6 protein-coding genes and 1 pseudogene are annotated in these 24,082 nt (G+C 66.6%); 2 read left to right on the top strand and 5 right to left on the bottom strand.

The window, feature by feature from the left end:
• The 3 genes from LJ657_RS27185 to LJ657_RS27175 form a co-directional block, all read right to left on the bottom strand.
• On the bottom strand, positions 1 to 13,479 hold a 13,479-nt coding region (locus LJ657_RS27185; protein ID WP_232651376.1), incomplete at its 3' end, for a non-ribosomal peptide synthetase.
• Entirely contained in the window at positions 13,464 to 18,116 is a 4,653-nt protein-coding gene (locus LJ657_RS27180; RefSeq protein WP_232651375.1) for a non-ribosomal peptide synthetase, read from the bottom strand. The genes LJ657_RS27180 and LJ657_RS27185, both read right to left, overlap by 16 nt.
• A 456-nt stretch (positions 18,117 to 18,572) precedes the next feature.
• A complete protein-coding gene (locus LJ657_RS27175) occupies positions 18,573 to 18,770 on the bottom strand; it encodes an MbtH family protein (protein WP_232651374.1) in 198 nt (65 codons plus the stop codon).
• Between the two features lie 885 nt (positions 18,771 to 19,655).
• Between LJ657_RS27175 and LJ657_RS27170 the strand changes: the two genes are divergently transcribed.
• Together LJ657_RS27170 and LJ657_RS27165 are read left to right on the top strand one after the other, a co-directional pair.
• A complete protein-coding gene (locus LJ657_RS27170) occupies positions 19,656 to 21,404 on the top strand; it encodes a fatty acyl-AMP ligase (protein ID WP_232651373.1) in 1,749 nt (582 codons plus the stop codon).
• 46 nt (positions 21,405 to 21,450) lie between these two features.
• Positions 21,451 to 21,759 carry an acyl carrier protein gene (locus LJ657_RS27165; RefSeq protein ID WP_232651372.1) on the top strand — a complete coding sequence of 103 codons (309 nt, stop codon included), beginning with the start codon at positions 21,451 to 21,453 and terminating at the stop codon, positions 21,757 to 21,759.
• Between the two features lie 386 nt (positions 21,760 to 22,145).
• Here the strand turns inward: LJ657_RS27165 and LJ657_RS48685 are convergent, their stop codons facing one another.
• Entirely contained in the window at positions 22,146 to 23,492 is a 1,347-nt protein-coding gene (locus tag LJ657_RS48685) for an AfsR/SARP family transcriptional regulator (protein ID WP_232651371.1), read from the bottom strand.
• A 32-nt stretch (positions 23,493 to 23,524) separates the two neighbouring features.
• Positions 23,525 to 23,895 (bottom strand): annotated as a pseudogene (locus LJ657_RS27155) (transposase); the annotation flags it as partial.
• Positions 23,896 to 24,082 lie beyond the last annotated feature (187 nt).

Raw genomic sequence — 24,082 nt, 5'->3', positions numbered from 1 at the left:
CACCGTACCGAAGACGACATCCTCACGACCCGACGCCGAGGCGACCACCCGCGCGAACATCACATGCAACACCGTCGCCGCACTCACACCCAAGCGCCGCGCCATCTCGCGTACGGCTCTGGCAGTAGCCGCGTCGAGGGGTTTACGGGCCTCGGTGATCTCCGTGCCGTCGCCACGGACGTCCATGACGCCGAAGGGCGCGGTGGGTTCGGTGACGTCGCCGAGCTGACCGGCGAAGAACGCCTCATACTCAGTCCTCGGGATGCCCAACCTGGCCTGTGCGACGAACTCCCGGAACGGCAGCGGCGGCGGCAGCTCCGCCTCACGGCCCTGCAGGAAAGCCTGGACCTCGGCGAAGAGGACGTCCACCGCCGTGTGGTCCTGGATCAGGTGATGCACCTGGACCAGCGCCACCGGCCGCTGCGAACCCGCCGTGGTGACCCGGACCAGCGGCGCTGCGGTGATGTCCATGACCGAGGCGGACGCCAACAGGCCCTCCACATCGGTGTCATACGTCAGCTCGTGGACCGGGATCTCGACGCGCTTGTGGACCACCTGGACCGGCTCGCGCAGTCCCTCCCACAGCACAGCCGTACGAAGGATGTCGTGCCGGTCCACCACCTTCTGGAGCACGGCGACGAACGCGTCCAGCCGAGCCCGGGAATCGAACCCGAGCACCATCGGCAGGACATACGCGTCCTCACCCGACGAGGCACCCATCAGGTGATGGAAGAGAATGCCCTCCTGCAACGGCGCCAGCCGATAGATGTCCGCCACATTGGCAACGCCGCCCTGTACCCGGGCCACGATCCGGTTGATCTCCTCCTGCGACAGCCCCGCCAACGGCACCATCTCCGGCGTGATCACCTCAACACCCTCGACAATCCGGTTCGCCGGGACCACCACGCCGTTGCCCGTGGTCCCGAGACCGGCCGCGAGCCCGGCCACCGTCGGCGTCACGAACAACGACCGCACCGGCACCGACAGCCCACGCTCACGAAGCCGCTCCACCAAAGACACCGCCAGCAGCGAATGCCCACCGAGCTCGAAAAAGTTGTCGTCGATGCTGACCTGCTCGACGCCGAGCACTTCCGCGAATACCTGGGACAGGACCTCCTCCTGCGGGGTACGCGGAGCACGGCCCTCCCCGGCAGCGGTGAACTCCGGTGCCGGCAGGGCCCGTCGGTCCAGCTTCCCGTTCGGCGTCAACGGCAGGGCATCCAACGGCACGATCACCGACGGAACCATGTACTCGGGCAGCACCTTCGCGACATGCGCCCGCAATGTCAGCGGGTCGGCGGTGGAGACGACGTACCCGACCAACCGCTTGTCGCCAGGGCGATCCTCGCGCACGATCACCGCGGCCTGAGCGACGTCGGGGTGCGAGGCGAGGACCGACTCGACCTCACCCAGCTCGATCCGGAAACCACGCACCTTCACCTGGTCATCCACACGACCCACGTACTCCAGCAACCCGCCCGCCGTACGACGCGCCACGTCACCGGTCCGGTACAGCCGCCCACCGACCGGCCCAAAGGGGTCAGCGACAAAACGCTCAGCCGTCAGGGCAGGACGGTTGAGATAGCCACGGGCGAGCTGGTCGCCCGCGATGTAAACCTCACCAGCAACGCCATCCGGCACCGGACGAAGCAACCCGTCCAGAACATAGACCCGGGAATTCCACACCGGACGACCGATCGGCACACTCGCGGCCCCGTCACCAAGACCCTCCAGCCGACCAGCCATCGCCTGGATCGTGGCCTCCGTCGGACCATACACATTGATCACACTCGCGTCCCAGGCCGCAGCCACCTCCCTGGCCAGCGCCCCCGGAAGTGCCTCACCACCCGACAGGAGCACCCGGATACCCCGCCCCCGCCCGTCCAACGGCATCGCAGCCAGCAGCGACGGCACGAACTGAGCCACCGTCACGCCCTGCCGCCCGATGAACGCGAGCAGCCGCTCGGGGTCGCGCGTCACCTCCGCCGACGCCACCGCCACAGCCGCCCCGCAGACCAACGGCGCCCACAACTCACCACCGGCCGCGTCAAAACTGACCGAGGTACGGGCGAGCACCACGTCCCGCGACGCCAGCCCGGCCTCTGCGGCCAGCCAGCACAACTGGTTGACGAGCCCGGCGTGGGTGACAACAACACCCTTGGGGACACCGGTGGAACCCGAGGTATAGATGGCATACACCGGATGCCGCGAAGTGAGCACCGCGATCCGGTCCGCGTCCGTCACATCGGTATCCGAACGAACCGCCAGCGCCGCAGCAGTCCCCGGCTCATCGAGCAACAGGACCGGCGCCGCCGACCCGATCCCGCTCCCACTGGTAGTCAGCACCACAATGGGAGCGGCGTCCTCCAGCATGAACGCGACCCGGTCCGCGGGATACTCCGGATCGACCGGCACATACGCGGCCCCCGACTTGAGCACCGCCAGCAACGCCACGACCAGATCCAGCGACCGTGGCAGCGCGACCGCCACGAATCGCTCCGGCCCCGCGCCCCGCTCAACCAACAACCGGGCCAAACGGTTCGCCCGCGCGTTCAGCTCGCCATACGACAACTCGACGCCTTCGAAGACCACTGCGGTGGCATCCGGAGTACGTGCGACCTCCTCCTCGAACAACGCGGGCAACGTACGGTCAGGCACCACGGCAGCGGTGTCGTTCCAGTCCATCAGGACCCGACCCAGCTCGGCGTCGTCGAGGATGCGTGCCCGGCCAACAGGCTGCTCGGGAGCTGCGAGGACCTCCTCCAGGAACCGCGCCAGCCAGCCCGCCATCCGCTCAACCGTCGACCGGTCGAACAGATCCGTCGCGAACTCGATGCCACCCCGGATACCCGCCGGCTCACCCTCATCGGTGAACACCTCGGCGAGATTGAAGGACAGGTCGAACTTCGCCACCTGCGTCCCGACCGGCGCGACTTCAACGTCCAGGCCCGGCATCACCAGATCCGACACCGGCGCGTTCTGGAACGCCAACGCCACCTGGAACAACGGATGACGGCCCATCGAGCGAACCGGATTCAACACCTCCACCAGACGCTCGAACGGCACATCCTGCGCCGCGAAGGCCCTGAGGTCGGTCTCCCGGACTCGTGCGACCAGGTCCGCGAACGACGGATCACCGGATACGTCCGCCCGCAACACCAACGTGTTCACGAAGAACCCGACCAGATCGTCCAGCGCCTCGTCCAGACGACCCGCCACCGGAGAGCCGATCGGAATGTCCGTACCCGCCCCCAGCCGGGACAACAGACCCGCCACCGCCGCCTGCACCACCATGAACACACTCGCCCCACGCTCACGCGCAAGACCCACCACACGGCGGTGCAACTCCGCCTCAAGCGCCACCTCGACAACATCACCTTGGTGGGAGGTCACGAGTGGACGCGGGCGATCGAACGGGAGCTCCAACTCCTCAGGAGCACCGGCCAGTTCACCTCGCCAGAACTCGACCTGACCCGCGTCGCCCTCGTCGCCCAACAGTTCACGCTGCCACAGGGTGTAGTCCGCGTACTGCACCGGCAGCGGCTCCCACTGCGGAACCGCACCCGCACACCGCGCCCCGTACGCCATCGCAAGGTCCCGCGCCAACGGCCCCAACGACCAACCGTCACCCGCGATGTGATGTACCACCGCGACAAACACCCACTCGTCCAAGGCCACTTGGAAGGCCCACGCGCGCACCGGAATCTCAGAGCTCAGGTCGAACGCGTACGCCGAGACGTCCGCGATGTCAGCCGAGATCCGCTCACGGTCGCTCTCCCGCACCACCAGCGCCGGCGCCGCCTCCGCCAGCGACAGGATCCGCTGGTACGGCTGACCGTCCACCTCCGCGAACACCGTCCGCAGGCTCTCGTGCCGGCCCACCACGTCGGTGAACGCCGCGTTCAACGCGGCAGCATCCAGCTCACCCCGCAGCCGTACCACCAGCGGAATGTGGTAGGTCGCGTTCGGCCCCTCCAGGCGGTTCAGGAACCACAGCCGCCGCTGGGCGAACGACACCGGCATCCGCTCGGGACGCTCCGCAGCTCGCAACACCGCACGCCCCGCATCAGCGCCCGGGAGTCGCTCCACCAACCCCGCGACCGTCGGCGCCTCGAACAACACACGTATGCCCAGCTCCACACCCAGCACCGACCGGACACGGCTGACCAGACGCGTCGCCAGCAGCGAATGCCCACCCAACTCAAAGAAGTTGTCATCGATGGACACCCGCTCAACGCCCAGAATCTCCGCGAACACCTGGCACAGGACCTCCTCCTGCGGTGTACGCGGACCACGACCCGCGCCATCAGGGGCGAACTCGACTGCGGGCAGGGCCCGTCGGTCCAGCTTTCCGTTCGGCGTCAACGGCAGCGCGTCGAGGATGAGGATGGCTGACGGAACCATGTACTCCGGGACCGCAGCGGCCACATGGGCACGCAGAACCTGCGGGTCGAGCATCACGCCGTCGGCAAGAACGACGTATCCCACGAGGCGCTCGTCGCGGACGATGACGGTGGCCTGGGTGACGTGAGGGTGTGTGGCGAGGACGGTTTCGATCTCGCCGAGTTCGATGCGGAAGCCTCGGATCTTGACCTGGTCGTCGGTACGGCCGAGGTATTCGATCTCACCGTCGGTGTTCCAGCGGACGAGGTCCCCGGTCCGGTACATGCGTGTGCCGGGTGCCCCGTAGGGGTCGGCGACGAACCGTTCCGCCGTCAAACCGGGCCGGTGGTGGTAGCCGCGGGCCAGCTGCACACCGGCGATGTACAACTCACCGGCCACACCGACCGGTACCGGGGACAGGCCGGCGTCGAGGACGTACAGCTGCGTGTTCCACACCGGCCGCCCGATCGGCACGGTCGTACCCGCCGGCGCCGAGCAATTCCACCATGACACGTCGACCGACGCCTCGGTCGGCCCGTAGAGGTTGAACAACGGGACATCCAGCACCTGCCGGAACCGGTCGACCACCTCCGGCGGCAGCGCCTCACCACTGCACACCACCCGTCGAAGCACACCGCCGCACCGCGCCGCAGCAGGCTCCTGGAGGAAGACCTGGAGCATGGACGGCACGAAGTGCACCGTCGTCACCCGCTCCTGGGCGATCAGCGACGCCAGATATTCCGGATCCCGATGCCCACCGGGCCGGGCCACGACCAACGCCGCGCCGGTCAGCAGCGGCCAGAAGAACTCCCACACCGACACGTCGAATCCCGACGGCGTCTTCTGCAACACCCGGTCGTCCCCGGCCAGCTCGAACCGGTCCTGCATCCACAACAACCGGTTCACGATGCCTCGATGCTCGACCACCACACCCTTCGGCCGACCCGTCGAACCCGACGTGTAAATCACATACGCAGGCGAACCCGGATCCACGACAACCGGCAGATCGTGTTCATCGACGACGGCCTGTGCGGTCTCGGCCAGCATCTCCTTCGTGACCACACACATCGGGGCAGCGTCATCGAGGATGTAGGCGATGCGGTCGGCCGGATAGTCCGGGTCGACAGGCACGTACGCCGCACCCGTCTTCAGCACCGCGAGCAATGCCACGACCAGATCCAGCGACCGTGGCAGCGCGACAGCCACGAATCGCTCCGGCCCCGCGCCCCGCTCAACCAACAACCGGGCCAAACGGTTCGCCCGCGCGTTCAGCTCGCCATACGACAACTCGACGCCTTCGAAGACCACTGCGGTGGCATCCGGAGTACGTGCGACCTGCTCCTCGAACAACGCGGGCAACGTACGGTCAGGCACCACGGCAGCGGTGTCGTTCCAGTCCATCAGGACCCGACCCAGCTCGGCGTCGTCGAGGATGCGTGCCCGGCCAACAGGCTGCTCGGGGGCTGCGAGGACCTCCTCCAGGAACCGCGCCAGCCAGCCCGCCATCCGCTCAACCGTCGACCGGTCGAACAGATCCGTCGCGAACTCGATGCCGCCCCGGATACCCGCCGGCTCGCCCTCCTCGGTGAACACCTCGGCGAGATTGAAGGAGAGGTCGAACTTCGCCACCTGCGTCCTGCCGGGTTCGACCGTGACGTCCAGGCCCGGCATCACCAGATCCGACACCGGCGCGTTCTGGAACGCCAACGCCACCTGGAACAACGGATGACGGCCCATCGAGCGAACCGGATTCAACACCTCCACCAGACGCTCGAACGGCACATCCTGCGCCCCGAACGCCCTGAGGTCGGTCTCCCGGACTCGTGCGACCAGTTCCGCGAACGACGGATCACCGGATACGTCCGCCCGCAACACCAACGTGTTCACGAAGAACCCGACCAGATCGTCCAGCGCCTCGTCCAGACGACCCGCCACCGGAGAGCCGATCGGAATGTCCGTACCCGCCCCCAGCCGGGACAACAGACCCGCCACCGCCGCCTGCACCACCATGAACACACTCGCCCCACGCTCACGCGCAAGACGCATCACGTTCCGGTGCACCTGGGCATCAAGCTCAAAGTCGACGACATCGCCCTGATACGACGCGAGCAGTGGACGCGGGCGATCGAACGGGAGCGCCAGCTGTTCGGGAACACTGGCGAGTTCATCTCGCCAGAACTCCACCTGGTTCGCATCACCCTCGTCACCTAGCAGCTCGCGCTGCCACAGGGTGTAGTCCGCGTACTGCACCGGCAGCGGCTCCCACTGCGGAACCGCACCCGCACACCGCGCCCCGTACGCCGCCGCGAGATCCCGCGCCAACGGGCCCAAGGACCAACCGTCACCCGCGATGTGATGCACCACCGCGGCCAACACCCACTCGTCCACGGCTACTCGGAAGGCCCACACCCGTACCGGAATCTCAGAGCTCAGGTCGAACGCGTACGCCGAGACGTCCGCGATGTCAGCCGAGATCCGCTCACGGTCGCTCTCCCGCACCACCAGCGCCGGCGCCGCCTCCGCCAGCGACAGGATCCGCTGGTACGGCTGACCGTCCACCTCGACGAACACCGTCCGCAGGCTCTCGTGCCGGCCCACCACATCCGTCAACGCCAGTTCCAGCGCCTTCAGATCCAGCTCACCCCGCAGCCGTACCACCAGCGGAATGTTGTACGTCGCGCTCGGCCCCTCCAACCGGTTCAAGAACCACAACCGCCGCTGGGCGAACGACACCGGCACCCGCTCCGGACGCTCCACCGCCCGCAACACCGCACGCCCCACACCAGCACCCGCAAGCCGCTCCACCAACCCCGCCACCGACGGAGCCTCGAACAACACACGAATGCCCAGCTCCACACCCAGCACCGACCGGACACGGCTGACCAGACGCGTCGCCAGCAGCGAATGCCCACCCAACTCAAAGAAGTTGTCATCGATGGACACCCGCTCAACGCCCAGGACCTCCGCGAACACCTGGCACAGGACCTCCTCCTGCGGCGTACGCGGACCACGACCCGCGCCATCAACGGCGAACTCGACTGCGGGCAGGGCCCGTCGGTCCAGCTTCCCGTTCGGCGTCAACGGCAACGCATCCAGCACCATCACTGCCGAGGGCACCATGTACTCCGGCACCGCCTTCGCCACATGTCCACGCAACGCCTGCGGTTCAACCACCGCACCGGCCGCGAGGACCACGTAGCCGACCAGCCGCTTGTCACCGGGCCGGTCCTCGCGCACGACCACCGCAATCTGCGCGACGTCCGGATGGGCGGCGAGGACGGACTCGATCTCGCCCAGCTCGATCCGGAAACCGCGCACCTTGACCTGGTCGTCGATGCGACCGAGGTACTCGATCTCCCCGCTCGCGTTCCACCGCACCAGGTCTCCGGTGCGGTACATGCGCGAGCCGGGCGCCCCGAAGGGGTCGGCGACGAAGCGTTCCGCGGTCAGACCCGGACGGTTGAGGTAACCCCGTGCCAGACCTTCACCGGCGATGTACAGCTCACCGGCCACGCCCACCGGCACCGGGCACAGGCCGGCGTCGAGGACGTAGGTGGAGACGTTGTCGATCGGACGGCCGATCGGCGGGGTGGTGTCGATGCCGGTGTCGGCACCGGAGTGCCAGTACGTGGTGTAGACGGTCGCTTCGGTCGGGCCGTAGATGTTCGCCACCCGGGCCCCGGGCATCGCTGCCTGGATGTCACGGACCGTGTGCGCGGCCAGGGCCTCACCGGCCAGGGCCACCGCCCGCGGACGGGCATCGCCCAGGGTGCCGGCCAGCAGATGAGAGAAGGCCGAGGGCACACCGCTGACCAGGCTCCCGGCCAGCGCACCTGGCTCGAGATCGGCCAGGGACAGCAGGTCCCGTACGACCTCGATGCTGCCGCCGGCCACCAGCGGGCCGAAGATCTCGAACACGGAAACGTCGAAGTTCAGCGACGTGGAGGCCAGCACCCGGGACAACTGCCCAAAGTCGAACCTGCGATCTGCCCACGCCAGCAGATTCACCACCGACCGGTGCTCGACCACCACGCCCTTCGGCCGCCCCGTCGAACCCGACGTGAAGATCACATACGCCGGGCACGCCGCACCCAACGAACTCAGACGCTCCCCGTCGGTCAGGTTCTCCTGGCTCAGGACGGTCAGCCGAGCCACCGTCTCGGAATCATCCAGCAGGATCCGGGTGGTGCCGGCCGGCAGCTCGACCCCGCTGTCCCCGACCGTGATCACACACATGGGGTGGGCGTCGTCGAGGATATGGGCGATCCGGTCGGCCGGGTAGTCCGGGTCGATGGGCACATACGCCGCGCCTGTCTTCAGCACTGCCAGCAGCGCGATGACCAGGTCGAGGGAACGAGGCAGAGCGACCGCGACAAACCGCTCCGGGCCCGCGCCCTGTTCGACCAACAGCCGGGCCAACCGGTTCGCCCGCTCATTCAACCCGCGATACGACAGCGACACACTCTCGAAGACCAGCGCCGTGGCATCCGGCGTCCGGGCGACCTGCCCCTCGAACAGCACCGGCAGCACTCCGCCGGGGACCTCCCGGCCCGTGTTGTTCCAGTCCTGGAGCACCTGCCTCAGTTCAGTGTCGTCGAGGATGCGTGCCCGGCTGACCGGCCGCTCCGGGGCCGCCAGCACCTGCTCCAGGAACCGGATCAGCCAGCCGGCCATCCGCTCGATCGTTGACCGGTCGAACAGGTCCGTCGCGAACTCGATTCCACCCGTGATCCCGGCCGGTTCGCCTTCGCCGGTGAACGTCTCGGTGAGGTTGAAGGACAGGTCGAACTTCGCCGCCTGCGTGCTGCCGGGTTCGACCGTGACGTTCAGGCCCGGCATCACCAGATCTGACACCGGCGCGTTCTGGAACGCCAACGCCACCTGGAACAGCGGGTGTCGGCCCATCGAGCGAACCGGATTCAACACCTCCACCAGACGCTCAAAGGGCACATCCTGCGCCCCGAACGCCCTGAGATCGGTCTCCCGAACCCGCTCCACCAGGTCCGCGAACGAGGGATCGCCTGACACATCCGCCCGCAACACCAGCGTGTTCACGAAGAACCCGACCAGGTCATCCAGCGCTTCATCCAGACGACCCGCCACCGGAGAGCCGATCGGAATGTCCGTACCCGCCCCCAGCCGGGACAACAGACCCGCCACCGCCGCCTGCACCACCATGAACACACTCGCCCCACGCTCACGCGCAAGACCCACCACGTTCCGGTGCACCGCGGCATCAAGCTCAAGCTCGACCACGCCACCCGTATGAGAGGCCACCGCTGGACGCGGGCGGTCGAACGGCAGCGCCAACTCCTCTGGGGCACCGGCGAGTTCACCCCGCCAGAACTCCACCTGCCCCGCGTCGCCCTCGTCACCCAGCAACCCACGCTGCCACAAGGTGTAGTCCGCGTACTGCACCGGCAGCGGCTCCCACTGCGGAACCGCACCCGCACACCGCGCCCCGTACGCCGCCGCGAGGTCCCGCGCCAACGGCCCCAACGACCAACCGTCACCCGCGATGTGATGCACCACCGCGACCAACACCCACTCATCCACGGCTACTCGGAAGGCACACACCCGTACCGGAATCTCGGACTCCAGGTCGAACACGTACGCCGAGGCATCCGCGACATCAGCGGCCAGCCTCTCCGCGGAGCTCTCCCGCACCACCAGCGCCGGCGCCACCTCCTCCACCGGCAGGATCCGCTGATACGGCTGACCGTCCACCTCCGCGAACACCGTCCGCAGACTCTCATGCCGGCCCACCACATCGGTGAACGCCGCGTTCAACGCGGCAACATCCAGCTCACCCCGCAGCCGTACCACCAGCGGAATGTTGTACGTCGCGCTCGGCCCCTCCAACCGGTTCAAGAACCACAACCGCCGCTGGGCAAACGACACCGGCACCCGCTCCGGACGCTCCACCGCCCGCAACACCGCACGCCCCACACCAGCACCCGCAAGCCGCTCCACCAACCCCGCCACCGACGGAGCCTCGAACAACACACGAATGCCCAGCTCCACACCCAGCACCGACCGGACACGGCTGACCAGACGCGTCGCCAGCAGCGAATGCCCACCCAACTCAAAGAAGTTGTCATCGATGCTGACCTCGTCGACACCCAGCACTTCCGCAAACAGCTCACACAGCTGCTTCTCCTGTGGGGTACGTGGTGCACGGCCGGTGCTGTCAGCGGTGAATTCGGGCGCGGGCAGAGCCCGCCGGTCCAGCTTCCCGTTCGGCGTCAACGGCAGCGCGTCAAGAACGAGAACTGCGGAGGGGACCATATAGTCCGGTACCGCCTTCGCCGCATGGGCGCGCAGGGCCTGCGGGTCGAGCGCTGCACCGGCGGTGGGGACGGCGTATCCGACGAGGCGCTTGTCGCCGGGCCGGTCCTCGCGGACGACCACCGCGGCCTGGGCGACGTCCGGGTACCCAGCGAGGACGGATTCGATCTCGCCGAGCTCGATGCGGAAGCCTCGCACCTTGACCTGGTCGTCGATGCGGCCGAGGTATTCGATCTCACCGGCCGCGTTCCACCGCACCAGGTCTCCGGTGCGGTACATGCGCGAGCCCGGCGTCCCGAAGGGGTCGGCGACGAAGCGCTCGGCAGTCAGGCCAGGCCGGTGGTGGTAGCCGCGGGCCAGCTGCACACCAGCGATGTACAACTCACCGGCCACACCGACCGGTACCGGGGACAGGCCGGCGTCCAGGACGTACAGCTGCGTGTTCCACACCGGCCGCCCGATCGGCACGCTCGTGCCGGCCGGGGTCTGGCACTGCCACCAGGAGACGTCCACCGACGCTTCCGTCGGCCCGTACAGGTTGAACAGCGGCACTTCCAGCACCTGGTGGAAGCGATCGACCACCTCCGGCGGCAGCGCCTCACCACTGCACACCACGCGCCGCAGCCCACCGCACTGCCCGGCCGCGGACTCCTGCAGGAACACCTGCAGCATCGACGGCACGAAATGCACCGTCGTGACCCGCTCCTGCACGATCAGCCGGGCCAGATAAGCCGGATCCTGGTGACCACCGGGCCGCGCCACCACCAGCCCCGCACCCGTGATCAGAGGCCAGAAGAACTCCCACACCGACACGTCGAAGCCCGACGGGGTCTTTTGCAGCACCCGGTCATCAGCCGCCAGGGCGAACCGGTCCTGCATCCACAGCAACCGGTTCACAATTCCGCGGTGTTCGATCACCACGCCCTTCGGCCGGCCCGTCGAACCCGACGTGTAAATCACATACGCCGGAGCCGACGCCTCCAGCGGAGCTAGCCGCTCCGCATCGGAAAGGTTCTCGGGGCTGAGAACGGCCTGCCGGTCCACTACCACCGGAGCGTCGAGGACGAACCGGACGGTGCCGACCGGCAGCGTGACCCCGCTGTCCTCTGCGGTGATCACGCACATCGGGGCGGTGTCCTGCAGTATGAACGCGATCCGGTCCGCGGGATAGTCCGGATCGACCGGCACATACGCGGCCCCCGACTTGAGCACCGCCAGCAGCGCGACGACCAGGTCCAGCGACCGCGGCAACGCCACCGCCACAAACCGCTCCGGACCCGCACCCTGTTCCACCAGCAGCCGCGCGAGGCGGTTCACCCGCGCGTTCAGCTCGCCATACGACAGCTCCACACCCTCGAACACCACCGCAGTCGCCTCCGGCGACCGCTCCACCTGCTCCTCGAACAACGCGGGCAACGTGCGGTCAGGAACGACGGCAGCGGTGTCGTTCCACTGCTCGAGCACCAGATGCCGCTCGGCCTCGTCCAAGGTCTCCACCCGGCCCATCAGCCGGTCAGGATCCACCCGTACTGCATCGAGCAGACGCAGCAGCCGGCGCATGATCCGTTCGACGCTCGCCTGGTCGAACAGGTCAGGGCGGTAGTCCAGCCACAGCCGGAGACGTTCTCCGGGAGCTACGACCAGCCGAAGCGGATAATGTGCGGCATCCTTGACCTCGACAGACACCACCTGCAGCCCGACGCTCGTCAAGTCGAGGGATTGCGGGTCCACAGGATAGTTTTCGAAGACGACACACGTGTCGAACAGCTCGTTCGTCCCGGCCATGCGGTGCAGTTCCGACAGGCCGAGGTGGTGGTGCTGGATCAGCTGCGCCTGGCTGTCCTGCAGGTGCTGCAGCCCGGCCAGGAGTGACTCGGAGGGCACGACCCGCATGCGTACCGGGACCGTGTTGATCAGCATGCCAATCATCGAGGCGGAGCCGGTCAGTTCGGGGGAACGGCCGGAGACCGTGGCGCCGAAGGTGACGTCGTCACGTCCGGTGAGCTGACTGAGGATGATCCCCCAGGCCCCTTGGATCGCGGTATTCAGGGTCAGGCCGCGGGTGCGTACCTGCTGGGTCAAGGCAGCAGTCTCCTCAGCCGACAATTCGACCGGGACTCGCTCAGGCACCACTGAGGCCTGGTGGGTCTCACCCTGGGCCACCAGGGTCGCCCCATCCAAGCCGGCGAGCTCCGCGCTCCACGCCTTGCGCCCGGCCTCGTCATCCTGACGCGCGAGGTAGGACAGAAAGTCGCGATACGGCGTCACATGCGGAAGAAACGATTCGTCACACCGGTTCATGTACAGAGTGAAGAACTCCCGCATGAACAGCGGCATTGACCATCCGTCGAGGATGAGGTGATGGTTGGTCAAGACCAGGCGGTGCAAGTCCGGTGAGATACGGATCAGGGTGAACCGAAGCAAGGGCGGCCGGGCCAGGTCGAAGCGGCTCACCCGGTCCTCGATCAGCAGCCGGGCCGCTTCACGTTCCGCATGTGCCCGGTCCTGTGCGCTGAGGTCGATCTCCCGCCATGGGAGCGGCACCTCGGTCGGGATCACCTGGACGGGTTCGCCGGTCTTCCTCTGGCGGAACGAGGCACGCAGGTTGGGGTGCCGCCGGAGCAGCGCCTCTGCCGCAGCCCGCAGGGTAGCCGGGTCCAGCGCGCCCTTCAGATCGAACGCCCACTGGGCCGTGTACACGTCCGTCTCTGCGAGGTCGAAAAGAGAGTGGAAGAGCAGGCCCTCCTGGAACGGCGTCAGAGGCAGAATGTCTTGAATACGCGGCCGGCCAGTCACCAGGTCCCCCACTCAGAGTCAAGTTCACTTTCAAAAGCGTCGATTTCGCTCTGGCTCAGATCCACCAGGGAAAGGTCAGACGGTGTGTGGCCGCCCGCGTCGGGGCGATGCCCGTGTGCGGCAAGCGCGTCGAGCACTCGGAACCAGGTTTCGGCCAAGTCGCGCACGGTCGCGTCTGAGAACAGTGCCTGCGGCCAGGTCCAACGGACCGTGAGGCGTGCGCCGTCGGCATGATTCTCCGTGACGGAGTTGATCTCGATCGCGTGAGTCACAGCCATCGAGGCGTCACCGCCGCCGACAAGTCCGAACTCCGGTACTGCCCCCCAGTCACCACCGTCCGGGGCCGAGGAGACGTCGAACCGGCCCAGGTAGTTGAAGCCGATCTGGGGCGTCGGCAGGGCAGCCAGCTCGGCTCCGGTCTCTGTGTTGAGATATCGCAGCAGGCCGAATTCTGTGCCGTTCGCGGAGAATTCGCGTACCTGTTCCTTGACGCACTTGAAGGCGCGGCCCAGATCCTCCCCGCCGGCCCAGATGTCCGGCCAGTCGACCTCGCCGGGGTCCAACAGCATCGGATAGAGGCTGGTGAACCACCCCACGGTTCCGGACAGGTCGACCGGCTCGGCCAGGCTCTCGCGGCCGTGCCCTTCCACATTCAGCAGCACAGCCGTGCTCTGGCCGAAATTGCGGCGCCTACGCCAGTCCGCCACCGCGAGGGCCAGTCCGGCCAGGAGCGCATCCTGAACGGTGGCGTGGAACGCCGACGGCACTGTCGTCAAGAGAGCAGCAGTCTGCGCCTCGGGCAGAGAAAGCGTGACGCTCCGAAGCGTCGACTCGGTGTCCCGAGCGGGGTCGAGCGCAACCGGCCCCAGACTCTGGTCATCGGCCTCGAGGGCCGCGGTCCAGGTGGGAAGGTTGGCCACGCGCTTCGGGTCCATGGCAAGCTGCTGCAACTGCGTCGCCCAGGTACGGAAGGGCGTACCCGTTACGCTCAGCGAGGGCGTCACACCAGTTGCGGCTGCGGCACACGCGGCCGCCAGGTCTGATACCAGGATCCGCCAGGAAACCCCGTCAACGGCCAGGTGGTGAATGACCCACAGAAGTCGGCCATGCTCAGTTGGTCCGGCATCGAACCAGGTGACCGTGAATGCGACGCCGACGTCGGGCGCCAACCGCTCTGCAGCGGCGGCGAGTTCGGTACGGGTCAGCTCGTGTACTTCTTCTTCTGACAGCCCGCAAACATCTATCCGGGAAACCCGGGCACCAGAATCGACCGCGTCGCGCTGCTGCACCTCGAGCGTCGGCGTTGCATCGGCCGCTCCGTATACGGTACGCAGCCGCAGCATGTCATGGCGCTCCACGACGGCACCCAACCCGGCTCGGACATCATCAACCGTGAGACCTGCCGGGGTCCGGACCACCATCGCCTGGTGGAAGTGGTCGATCGGTCCGTTCTTGTCGAACAGCCAACGCATCATCGGGGTGGGCGGCAGCTCGCCGATCCCTGCATCCGGGTCTTCCGAGACCTCATCGGTGAGGACCGTCACTACAGATGCCAGACCATGAACACTTCTCAGCTGGAACACATCTTTTGGCGTAATGCCCAGACCGGCCTGCTGCGCTCGGCCCACCACCTGGAGCGCCAGAATGCTGTCGCCGCCCAGCTCGAAGAAATTGTCGTCGATGCTGACCTGCTCGACGCCGAGCACTTCCGCGAATATCTGGCAGAGGATCTCTTCCTGCGGGGTGCGCGGTGCGCGGCCTTCCGCGCTCGCGGTGAACTCCGGTGCCGGCAGGGCCCGCCGATCCAGCTTCCCGTTCGGCGTCAAGGGAAGTGCGTCCAGCGGCACGATCACCGATGGGACCATGTACTCGGGTAGCACCTTCGCCACGTGCGTTCGCAGTGTCAGCGGGTCGGCGGTGGAGACGACGTATCCGACCAGGCGCTTGTCGCCGGGGCGGTCCTCCCGCACGATCACCGTGGCCTGGGTGACGGCCGGATGACCCGTCAGCACGGACTCGATCTCACCCAGCTCGATCCGGAAACCACGCACCTTCACCTGGTCATCCACACGACCGACGTACTCCAGCTGCCCCGCCGCCGCACGGCGCGCCACGTCGCCGGTCCGGTAGAGCCTGCCGCCGACCGGTCCAAAGGGGTCGGCGACAAAGCGCTCCGCAGTCAGGGCGGGGCGGTTGAGGTAACCGCGGGCGAGCTGGTCGCCCGCGATGTAGACCTCACCGGCAACGCCGTCCGGCACCGGACGGAGCAATCCGTCCAGGACATAGACCCGGGTGTTCCACACCGGACGGCCGATCGGGACGGTCGCGGCGTCGCCGCCAAGGCCGTCCAACCGTCCAGCCGTCGCCTGGATGGTGGCCTCGGTCGGACCATACAGATTGATCACGCTTGCGTCCCAGGCCGCGGCGGCTTCCCTGGCCAGCGCCGCCGGGAGTGCCTCACCGCCCGAGAGGAGCGCCCGGATGCCTCGGCCCCGCTCGTCCAGCGGCATCGCGGCCAGCAGGGACGGCACGAACTGAGCCACCGTGACGCCCTGGCGCCCGATGAACGCGAGCAGCTGCTCGGGGTCGCGGGTCGCCTCAGCCGACGCCATGGCCACGGCCGCCCCGGAGACCAACGGCGCCCACAGCTCTCCGCCGGCCGCGTCGAAGCTGACCGGGGTGCGGGCGAGCACCACATCCTGCGAGGTCAGCTCGGTCGCCGCGGCGAGCCAGCAGAGCTGATTGGTGAGGCCGGCGTGGGTGACGACGACGCCCTTGGGGGCGCCGGTGGAACCCGAGGTGTAGATGACGTACACCGGGTGCCGGGCGGTGAGCACGGCGATCCGGTCCGCGTCTGTCACATCGGTATCCGAGTGGACCGCCAGGGCCGCGGCGGTCCCCGGCTCGTCGAGCAGCAGGACGGGTGCCGCTGTCTCGATCCTGGTCCCACTGGTGGTCAGCACCAGAATGGGGGCGGCGTCCTTCAGCATGAACGCGATCCGCTCCGCAGGATAGTCCGGATCGACCGGCACATACGCGGCCCCCGACTTGAGCACCGCCAACAGCGCGACGACCAGCTCCAGCGACCGCGGCAACGCCACCGCCACAAACCGCTCCGGACCCGCACCCTGTTCCACCAGCAGCCGCGCGAGCCGGTTCACCCGCGCGTTCAGCTCGCCATACGACAGCTCCACACCCTCGAACACCACCGCAGTCGCCTCCGGCGACCGCTCCACCTGCTCCTCGAACAGAACCGGCAGCACACCATCAGGAACCGTATGGCGCGTGTCATTCCACTGCTCGAGCACCAGCCGCCGCTCGGCCTCGTCCAGGACCTCCACCCCGCTCACCGGCCGATCCGGATCCACCCGCACCGCCTCGACAAGCCGCTGGAACCGGGCCAGGTGTGCAGAGAGTTCTTCGCGCGTATACAAAGCAGGGTTGGCGTCGAAATCGACGCGCAACATGTGTGGATTGGCGTCCTGAGTGACCGTGATCGCCAGATCCCCGACCGGGCCGTTGGTCAGGGGGTGCGCCACCGCGCGTTGTCCGGCAAAGTCAAGGTCATAGTTGAATGACATGATGTTGATCGTCGGGCCGAACGTGCGCTGCCCGCCTGCACGACCAAGGTCACTGTGCAGATCCTCCTGCCGGTAGCGCTGTCGCTGCAGCAGGCCGCGAACTGAGCTGGAGACATCGGCCAATACCTCGGCGATGCCGACTCCAGGGCGCACCCGAACGGTCAAGGGCAAAATGTTGGACAGCATACTGGGGGTGTATCGCTGGACCGCAGTCGCCCGGGAAGTCACCGGCAACTCCAGCGTGACGGCATCTTGGCCTGTGAGCTTGGCGAAGTAGGCGCCGCTGAGGGCCAGCACGGCACCGGGCCAAGCCGATTGGCCAAGTCCAGCCGCGGTGCAGATGTCGGTGACGGTCTCCTTGGCCAAGCACGCCGTTTCCCGGAGGGGAACGTCAGCGGGCGCTGCGGAGCGGCCGGCGGGCAGGAGCGGCGCAGCGTCGGCAGCGGGTTGGCGGGACCAGAAAGCACGATCGTGCTCAAGCTGCGGCGAACTGCGATACTCGCGCTCCTCGTCCAGCAACCGAGTGAGCGACTTGAACCTGGTCTCTCGGCAGGGTTCGGAGCGGGTCAGCGCGGTGTAGACCTCAGCTACCCGCTGGGCCACCAGTCCACAGCTGTAGCCGTCCATCACAATGTGGTGGCAGCGCTGATACCAGAAGTACCGACGGTCTGAGATCTTGAGCAAGGCCCATGTGAACAGCGGTCCAGTGGTCAGATCGAAGGAACGCGTCATTTCGGCGCGCATCCACTGCTGCGCCTTCCCGGGAGGATCCGCTTCGCCAGCGAGGTCGAGGTAAGTCAGGGTCCAGTCGGAACCCGAGGTCACCTCCTGTCCAACCTCGCCCTTCTGTTCCACGATCTTGATCCGCAGTGCCTCAGTCTCGGCCAGCACCTGGCGAAGCGCAGCTTCGAAAACGTCCACGTCCAGGGAGCCCTCAATGTCAGCGTATTGATTGACATTGAACATGAGGCTTGCCGGTTCCAGCTTCTGAGCCACCCACACGCCCATCTGCGCAGCAAGCAGTGGCAGGGAAGCTCTCGAGGCTTCGGTCACTTCGGTTCCCATCATGTGCTTCGTCTCTCTAGCAGACATTTAGATACTGATGGGCCTCTTTCAAGCCCACCCAGCGCTGGCACCTGCAGAAAAACCCTCGCCTGACCCGCGTCGTTGATGTGGCGGGTCATACCTACCGCGCGCCATGCGCCATTACATTGCCGCCCTGCGATCACTGAAGCATCGGACGGCGAGACTCCCAGGACGCAATCGCCCTGCGCCAGAACACACCAAAGACCTTGATAGAGACAAGGCTGGCTCAGAGACCGGCTACACAAGAAGCCTCGCTGGCTGGGCTAGCTAGATGATGCAACGTCCGGGTCACCGTCTACCGCAGGGCGGCACATGCCGGGGCAGCCCACAGCCCGAGGTGGTCAGAGTCGGATGCCAGAAAGAAACGTGCTGTGTGACCGATGATGGGACGGACTACCGAAACTCATTCGACATGAGGAACGGCTACAGGGGAAGGGCTCACTCAGCAGGAGTGAGAGGCTTCATCTCAGTCCAGTTGCGCTCGACATAATCGAGGCAGCTCTGTCGAGAGTTCTCACCATGGGCGACCACCCAGCCAGCCGGCACCTCGGCAAAGCTAGGCCACAGCGAGTGCTGTCCAGCCTGGTTGCTCAGCACGACATACTTTCCGTCTTCCTGCTCAAAGGGGTTCGACATCGGGGATACCTCACAGTCATAACGCGGCTATTGGACGAAGAGAGCGCTAACGCGCCAATTTGGACCATGACTTAAGGGCATGGTTCGACACCTGTATCAGGAAGATGCACAACGCAGCATCACCCATGCCTCAGAACCTGCCCTGTCGATCCAGCATTTTCGAGTGGGCAGAGAGCGGGTATGAGTTCACGTACCTGCGTGAGGGCTCGTACAGGAAGGAGCCCTTCGCCATGAAGGCGCGAGTGAAGTCAGAGAGAATCCGACATACAAAGACACAGCAAATACACATCCCCCGTGCAGTTCGTCATGTCCGCTGGCATTCGGTCAGTCGCAGCGATCACTTGACGCATGCCATCCAAACACTTGCACTGCACCCCGTCAACCGCTTTCTCGATACAAATGTCCCACTTCATCCTTGTAAAAAAAACGCAAAACCTCTTCGATGCGTCCGGGTTTGTGACCATTACATGTATGCAGGACCCACCTATCGATCCCACTGATCGTGCCGTCACGGAGCGTGGCGAGACCGAGTGCGATTGAGGATGCGCGGTGACCCCGGCGGCAGCGAAGACCTCACCCGTCGGATACGCTCCCCCGAGGCATTACGCACCATCAATTCGCTGGTCTGGTGAGGTCTCCAGCGGAGGCCTGGTCATCCCGTCGCCTGGTGAGGGCACCGGGTAGAGGTAGCGGCCCGCCCACCGACTGCGGCGGAGCGCCGAGGCGCACACCTCAGCCCGCTACCCACAGTTAACCCCTCGGTCACCGGATCCACAGGTGCTGCGAATACTCCATCCCGCTTAAGTGCCGCTTAAGCACGGCCAATTACTCTCGATCATCCGTTAGCAACGCCACCCAACACCGGGGGAAGGCTTGGAGGCAAAGTTGGAAGCGCGGCTCGCCAGCACATTCGTGGACGTCGTACAGCAACAGGCCGACACCCACGGCGATCGGGAGGCTTTCGCCTACATCCGGGACATGAGTGACGGCCAGATCAACGACTCACTCTCGTTCCGCGAACTGGACACACAGGCGCGCATCGTGGCCGGCTGGCTCACCAAGCATGGGGCCGCATCAGGCGACCGGGTACTGCTGTGTTTCCCGCCGGGCCTGGACTTCATCGTCGGCTTCCTTGGCTGCCTCTATGCGGGCATGGTCGCCGTGCCGGCGCCCATGCCCGAAGGCTTCAGCTCATCAGAGGACCGAGTAAGCAAGATCGTCCGAGACGCCCAGACTGCCATCGCTCTCTCCGATGCGAGCGGCGCTGCGAAGCTTGAGCGCTGGCTTGCCGACCAGCTCGGGACTGCACTGCCCTGTGGTGCGGTCCGCACCATGGATTCCGCCCTCGCTGCAAGCCTGACCATGCCCGATCTGACGCCGGACACGCTGGCGTTGCTGCAGTACACCTCCGGCTCAACCAGCGACCCCAAAGGGGTCATGATCACGCACCGGAACCTACTGAGCAACATGAAGCTGATCAGTGAGTGCGCAGATGGCGGACCGCACAGTCGTTCCTTCGGCTGGCTGCCGGTCATCCACGACATGGGGCTGATCGGGCAGGTGCTGTGGATGCTCTACCTCGGCGGTTGCAGCGTGCTCACCTCGCCGACCGAGTTTCTTCGGCGCCCCTACCGCTGGCTTGAGCTCCTCAACGAGCTGAACGTCGACTTCACCGTGGCACCGAATTTTGCCTACGACCTGTGCGTGCGAACCGTCTCAGAGGAGAAGGCGCGCGGACTTGACCTGTCAGGCTGGCGGGTGACCTTCAACGGGGCCGAACCGGTACAAGCCCAGTCCCTGGCCAAGTTCGAAGAGAAATTCGGGCCGGTCGGCTTCAAACCCGAGACGTTCCTGCCGTGCTACGGCCTGGCCGAGGCGACCCTGCTGGTCACCGGGACACGTGCCGACCGCAGACCGGTGATCACAACGGTCGACGCCGAGTTGCTGGCCCGAGGAGAGTTCGTTCCTACGGATCTCGGGGCAGGGCGGCGCGAGCTCGTCGGCAGTGGAACGGTGGATCGGTCACGGGTGCGGATCGTGGACACCGAGACACGTGCGGCGGTACCGGACGGGAAGGTCGGTGAGGTCTGGGTACGCGGTGAGAGCGTGGCCCAGGGGTACTGGGGCCAGGCCGACTTGAACGCTGAGGTATTCAATCAGAGCGTCGGTGGCGAGGCAGGCTTTTTCCGCACCGGGGATCTCGGCGTGATCTACGAGGGCGAGCTTTATGTCACCGGTCGTCTCAAGGAAGTACTGATCATCCGTGGACGCAACCTCTATCCGCACGACCTCGAGCGGGCTGTCCGCGCGGTCGATCCACGGCTGGCCACCGGCGCCGGGGCGGTCCTCACGCTGGACGCGCCCGAGGGCTCGGTCGTGGTGGTCCAGGAGATCAAACCACGCGGCCTGGTCGAAGACGACTTCCGTGCATTGGCACGGCAGATTCAGCGGACCCTCGTGCGCGAGTTCAGCATCCCCCTGCCCAGCGTCGTGTTCGTCGGACCGGGCCGCGTTCGCAAGACCACCAGCGGCAAGATCCAACGCTCGTTGATGAAGCAGCTCTTCGTAGCTTCCACGTTGAAGCCCCTGCACGAGGAGCTGACCGACGCTCTCACCCATCTGAAGAACGACTGACCGAGGAAAACCGGTCAGCCGCACTTCCTGCACTCTTCCGTCCGTCATGTCAGCCAAGAGAATGGATTACGTTGTGACAACGGTGCACCGCGATAGCTCGCCTGAAGAGATCCGAGCGTGGCTTATCGAGCGGGTGGCATACTACCTTGAACTGCCGACGGAGAAAATTGACCCAGAACTCGAGCTGGCAGGATACGGGATGGACTCGGTGTACACCATGAGTATCATCGCTGAAATTGAGGACCACCTCGGTGTAAAGATCGACGAGATGGCCGCTTGGAAGTACTCCACGATCAATGCATTGGTCGAGTACGCCGAGAATCTGATCAGCGAACAAGTGCACTCCGCGCCATAACGACGGTTCGTGCATGTGGGCGGGCACGGTACCCATCAGCATCTATCGATCCGAAACGGTAGGTGTTCTGGGTCGTTGATCTGTATGTGTGAGTGAACTGGTGGGGGACGTAGGGTAGTTGAGCCGACGGGGCAGGAGGCACTTCGACTTCGGGCGGTGGCCGCCCTGGTGGCTGGTCGGACTCGCGAGGATGTCGCGGCGGTGCTCCAGGTCTCGCTCAAGGCGGTGGACAACTGCCCTGGCGTTGTGTAGTCGTGGGTACGCCGCTCGGGCAGGTCCGGGGGAGCGGCGGCAACGGGGCGGTGCGATCGGGCCTGTATCTGAGACTTCTCTCGATACGCACTACCGCGTTCGCCGCGGGGCGCGCAGGGGGGTGAGCTGCGACTTCATCGTTTCCGGCGAGTGTGAGTCCTGGGTGCGATGAGGGCCTGGGTGGCCGGCTCGGGTTGGAGGCCGAGGTCGGCGAGGTGCCTTTCCAGGCGGGTGTAGGTGTGTCGGGCGGCGTCGTGGCGTCCGGCGGCTTGGTAGAGGCGGATGGTGTGCCGGGCGAGGCGTTCGTGGTCGGGGTGGATGCTGCCCAGGTGTTCCAGCAGCACCAGGACGGTGTCCCGCTCTCGTGGCGCGGCGCTGGCGTGCTCGGTCTGGCGGGCCAGGCGTAGGGCGGCGTCGGTGGCCTTCATGGCCAGGTGTTCGCGGATCGTGTCTGCCCACAGGTAGTCGCTGCCATGGGCGAAGGGACCGCGGTAGTGGGCAAGGGCGTCGCGCACCGCAGTCAGGGCATCGTTCTCTGTGCGTTCCGTATCTGAGGTGGAGAATGCTTGTTTCAGGCTGCGACTGAAGTCCGCGAGGTCGGTTTCCACGAGCTCGGGGTGGAGTTTGTGGACTTCTCCCTGGAGCAGGATGAATTCCTGTGCGGCGAATCCGGTCGCGGCGCGCAGAGCGCGGCGTACGGCGCGGCGCAGGTTCTTGAGCGCGTTCTGGTCGCTGCCGGGGGCGAGGTGGAGTTTTTCTGCGATGTCGGAGGCGAGGAGCCCGGTTGGGTGGGCGGCAAGCAGGGCCAGGAATTCGTGGGCTTCGCTTCGCAGGTTGGTGCCGACGGGGTCTTGGTGGCCGCGGGCGTAGAGGGTGATGGGGCCGAGGACGTGGAGGCGTACCGGCTTGGTCCGCGTCGGCCGTGACACCTCGACCGCGTGCGGCCGGGCGGGTGCGTCCTCCGCCTCGGGCTCCGGCCGACCGTCGGGGTGTTCCGCATTGGAGCGCGGGGTGGGGGTGGGGAGGATCCGCAGGCGGGGGCGCTGCCCGTGGGCGGTGAGGAGGACGTCGGTAACGTCGCGTCCGGCCTCGGGTGTGAGGTGGAACAGCCGGAGCGAGCCGTGGCGTTGGCCGGTGGTGGTGCCGTCATCGTCGATGTGCCAGGAGGCAGCGCCGGGCAGCGGGGCACCCAGGGTGAGGAGGATCAGGATGTCGGCGCGGCTGCGGGCGGCCAGGGCCTGAAGCTGTCCGGTGTGGGCGGCGTCCGGCGAAGTGAGCAGGAGCAGCGTGCCAGGGCCGGTCTCCGGCGTGGCGCCGGCTCTCGTCGGCCCGCTTGACTCAGCGTCGCTGTCCTGCTCGTCGCAGGTTCGGGCGTGGGCGATCAGGTGTCGTTCGGCGGCTTGGATGGCTTCAGCGGTATCAGCGCTCTGGGCCAGGGCCGTGAACTGCGTCGGGAGCCCGGGCAGCAGAGTCTCCGCCACGTCTTCGGGGACGACTGCTGTGACGCGCGCGGGTGGTGCTTGCTGCCCGTCCTGCCCCGGTCAAAGGGGCCTCGTCCGGTCCTGGCTCCGCCTTTAACGCGCGGATGTGGGAGCCGTCGACCGCCGCCCGGGAGAAGTCGAGGGCGTTTGCGTTGCGGAGCCTGGCGAGGAGGACCTCGTGCAGTCGGGGCCACACCCCGGCCTCGGTCCACTCGGCCAGGCGACGCCAGCAGGTCATGCCGGAACCGAGGCCGAGTTCCTGCGGCAGGTGTTCCCAGGCGATTCCGGTGTGCAGCACGAACAGGATGCCCTGGAACACCAGCCGGTCAGGATGCCGCTTGCGCCCCGGATGCCGAACTCGACGCTCAACCTTCGGCAGCAGCGGCTCGATCACCGCCCACAACTCGTCATCGACTTCCTTACGGCTTCGGCCGAGCCACTCCGCACCCCCGGATCAACGGTCCCGGAGTGACCCAACCACCTCGAAGATCATTTCGTTAGGAGTTCTAAGGCTGCGGGCGAGGTCGATGGCAACTCCATGCAGACGCCCGTGTCTGTGACGGCCCGTAGTCCGGGTGGAGGGCCTCGAC

The sequence above is a fragment of the Streptomyces guryensis genome, assembly GCF_021261325.1.
Classification (GTDB): Bacteria; Actinomycetota; Actinomycetes; order Streptomycetales; family Streptomycetaceae; genus Streptomyces; species Streptomyces guryensis.
This window is presented reverse-complemented; position numbering and strand designations above follow the sequence as displayed.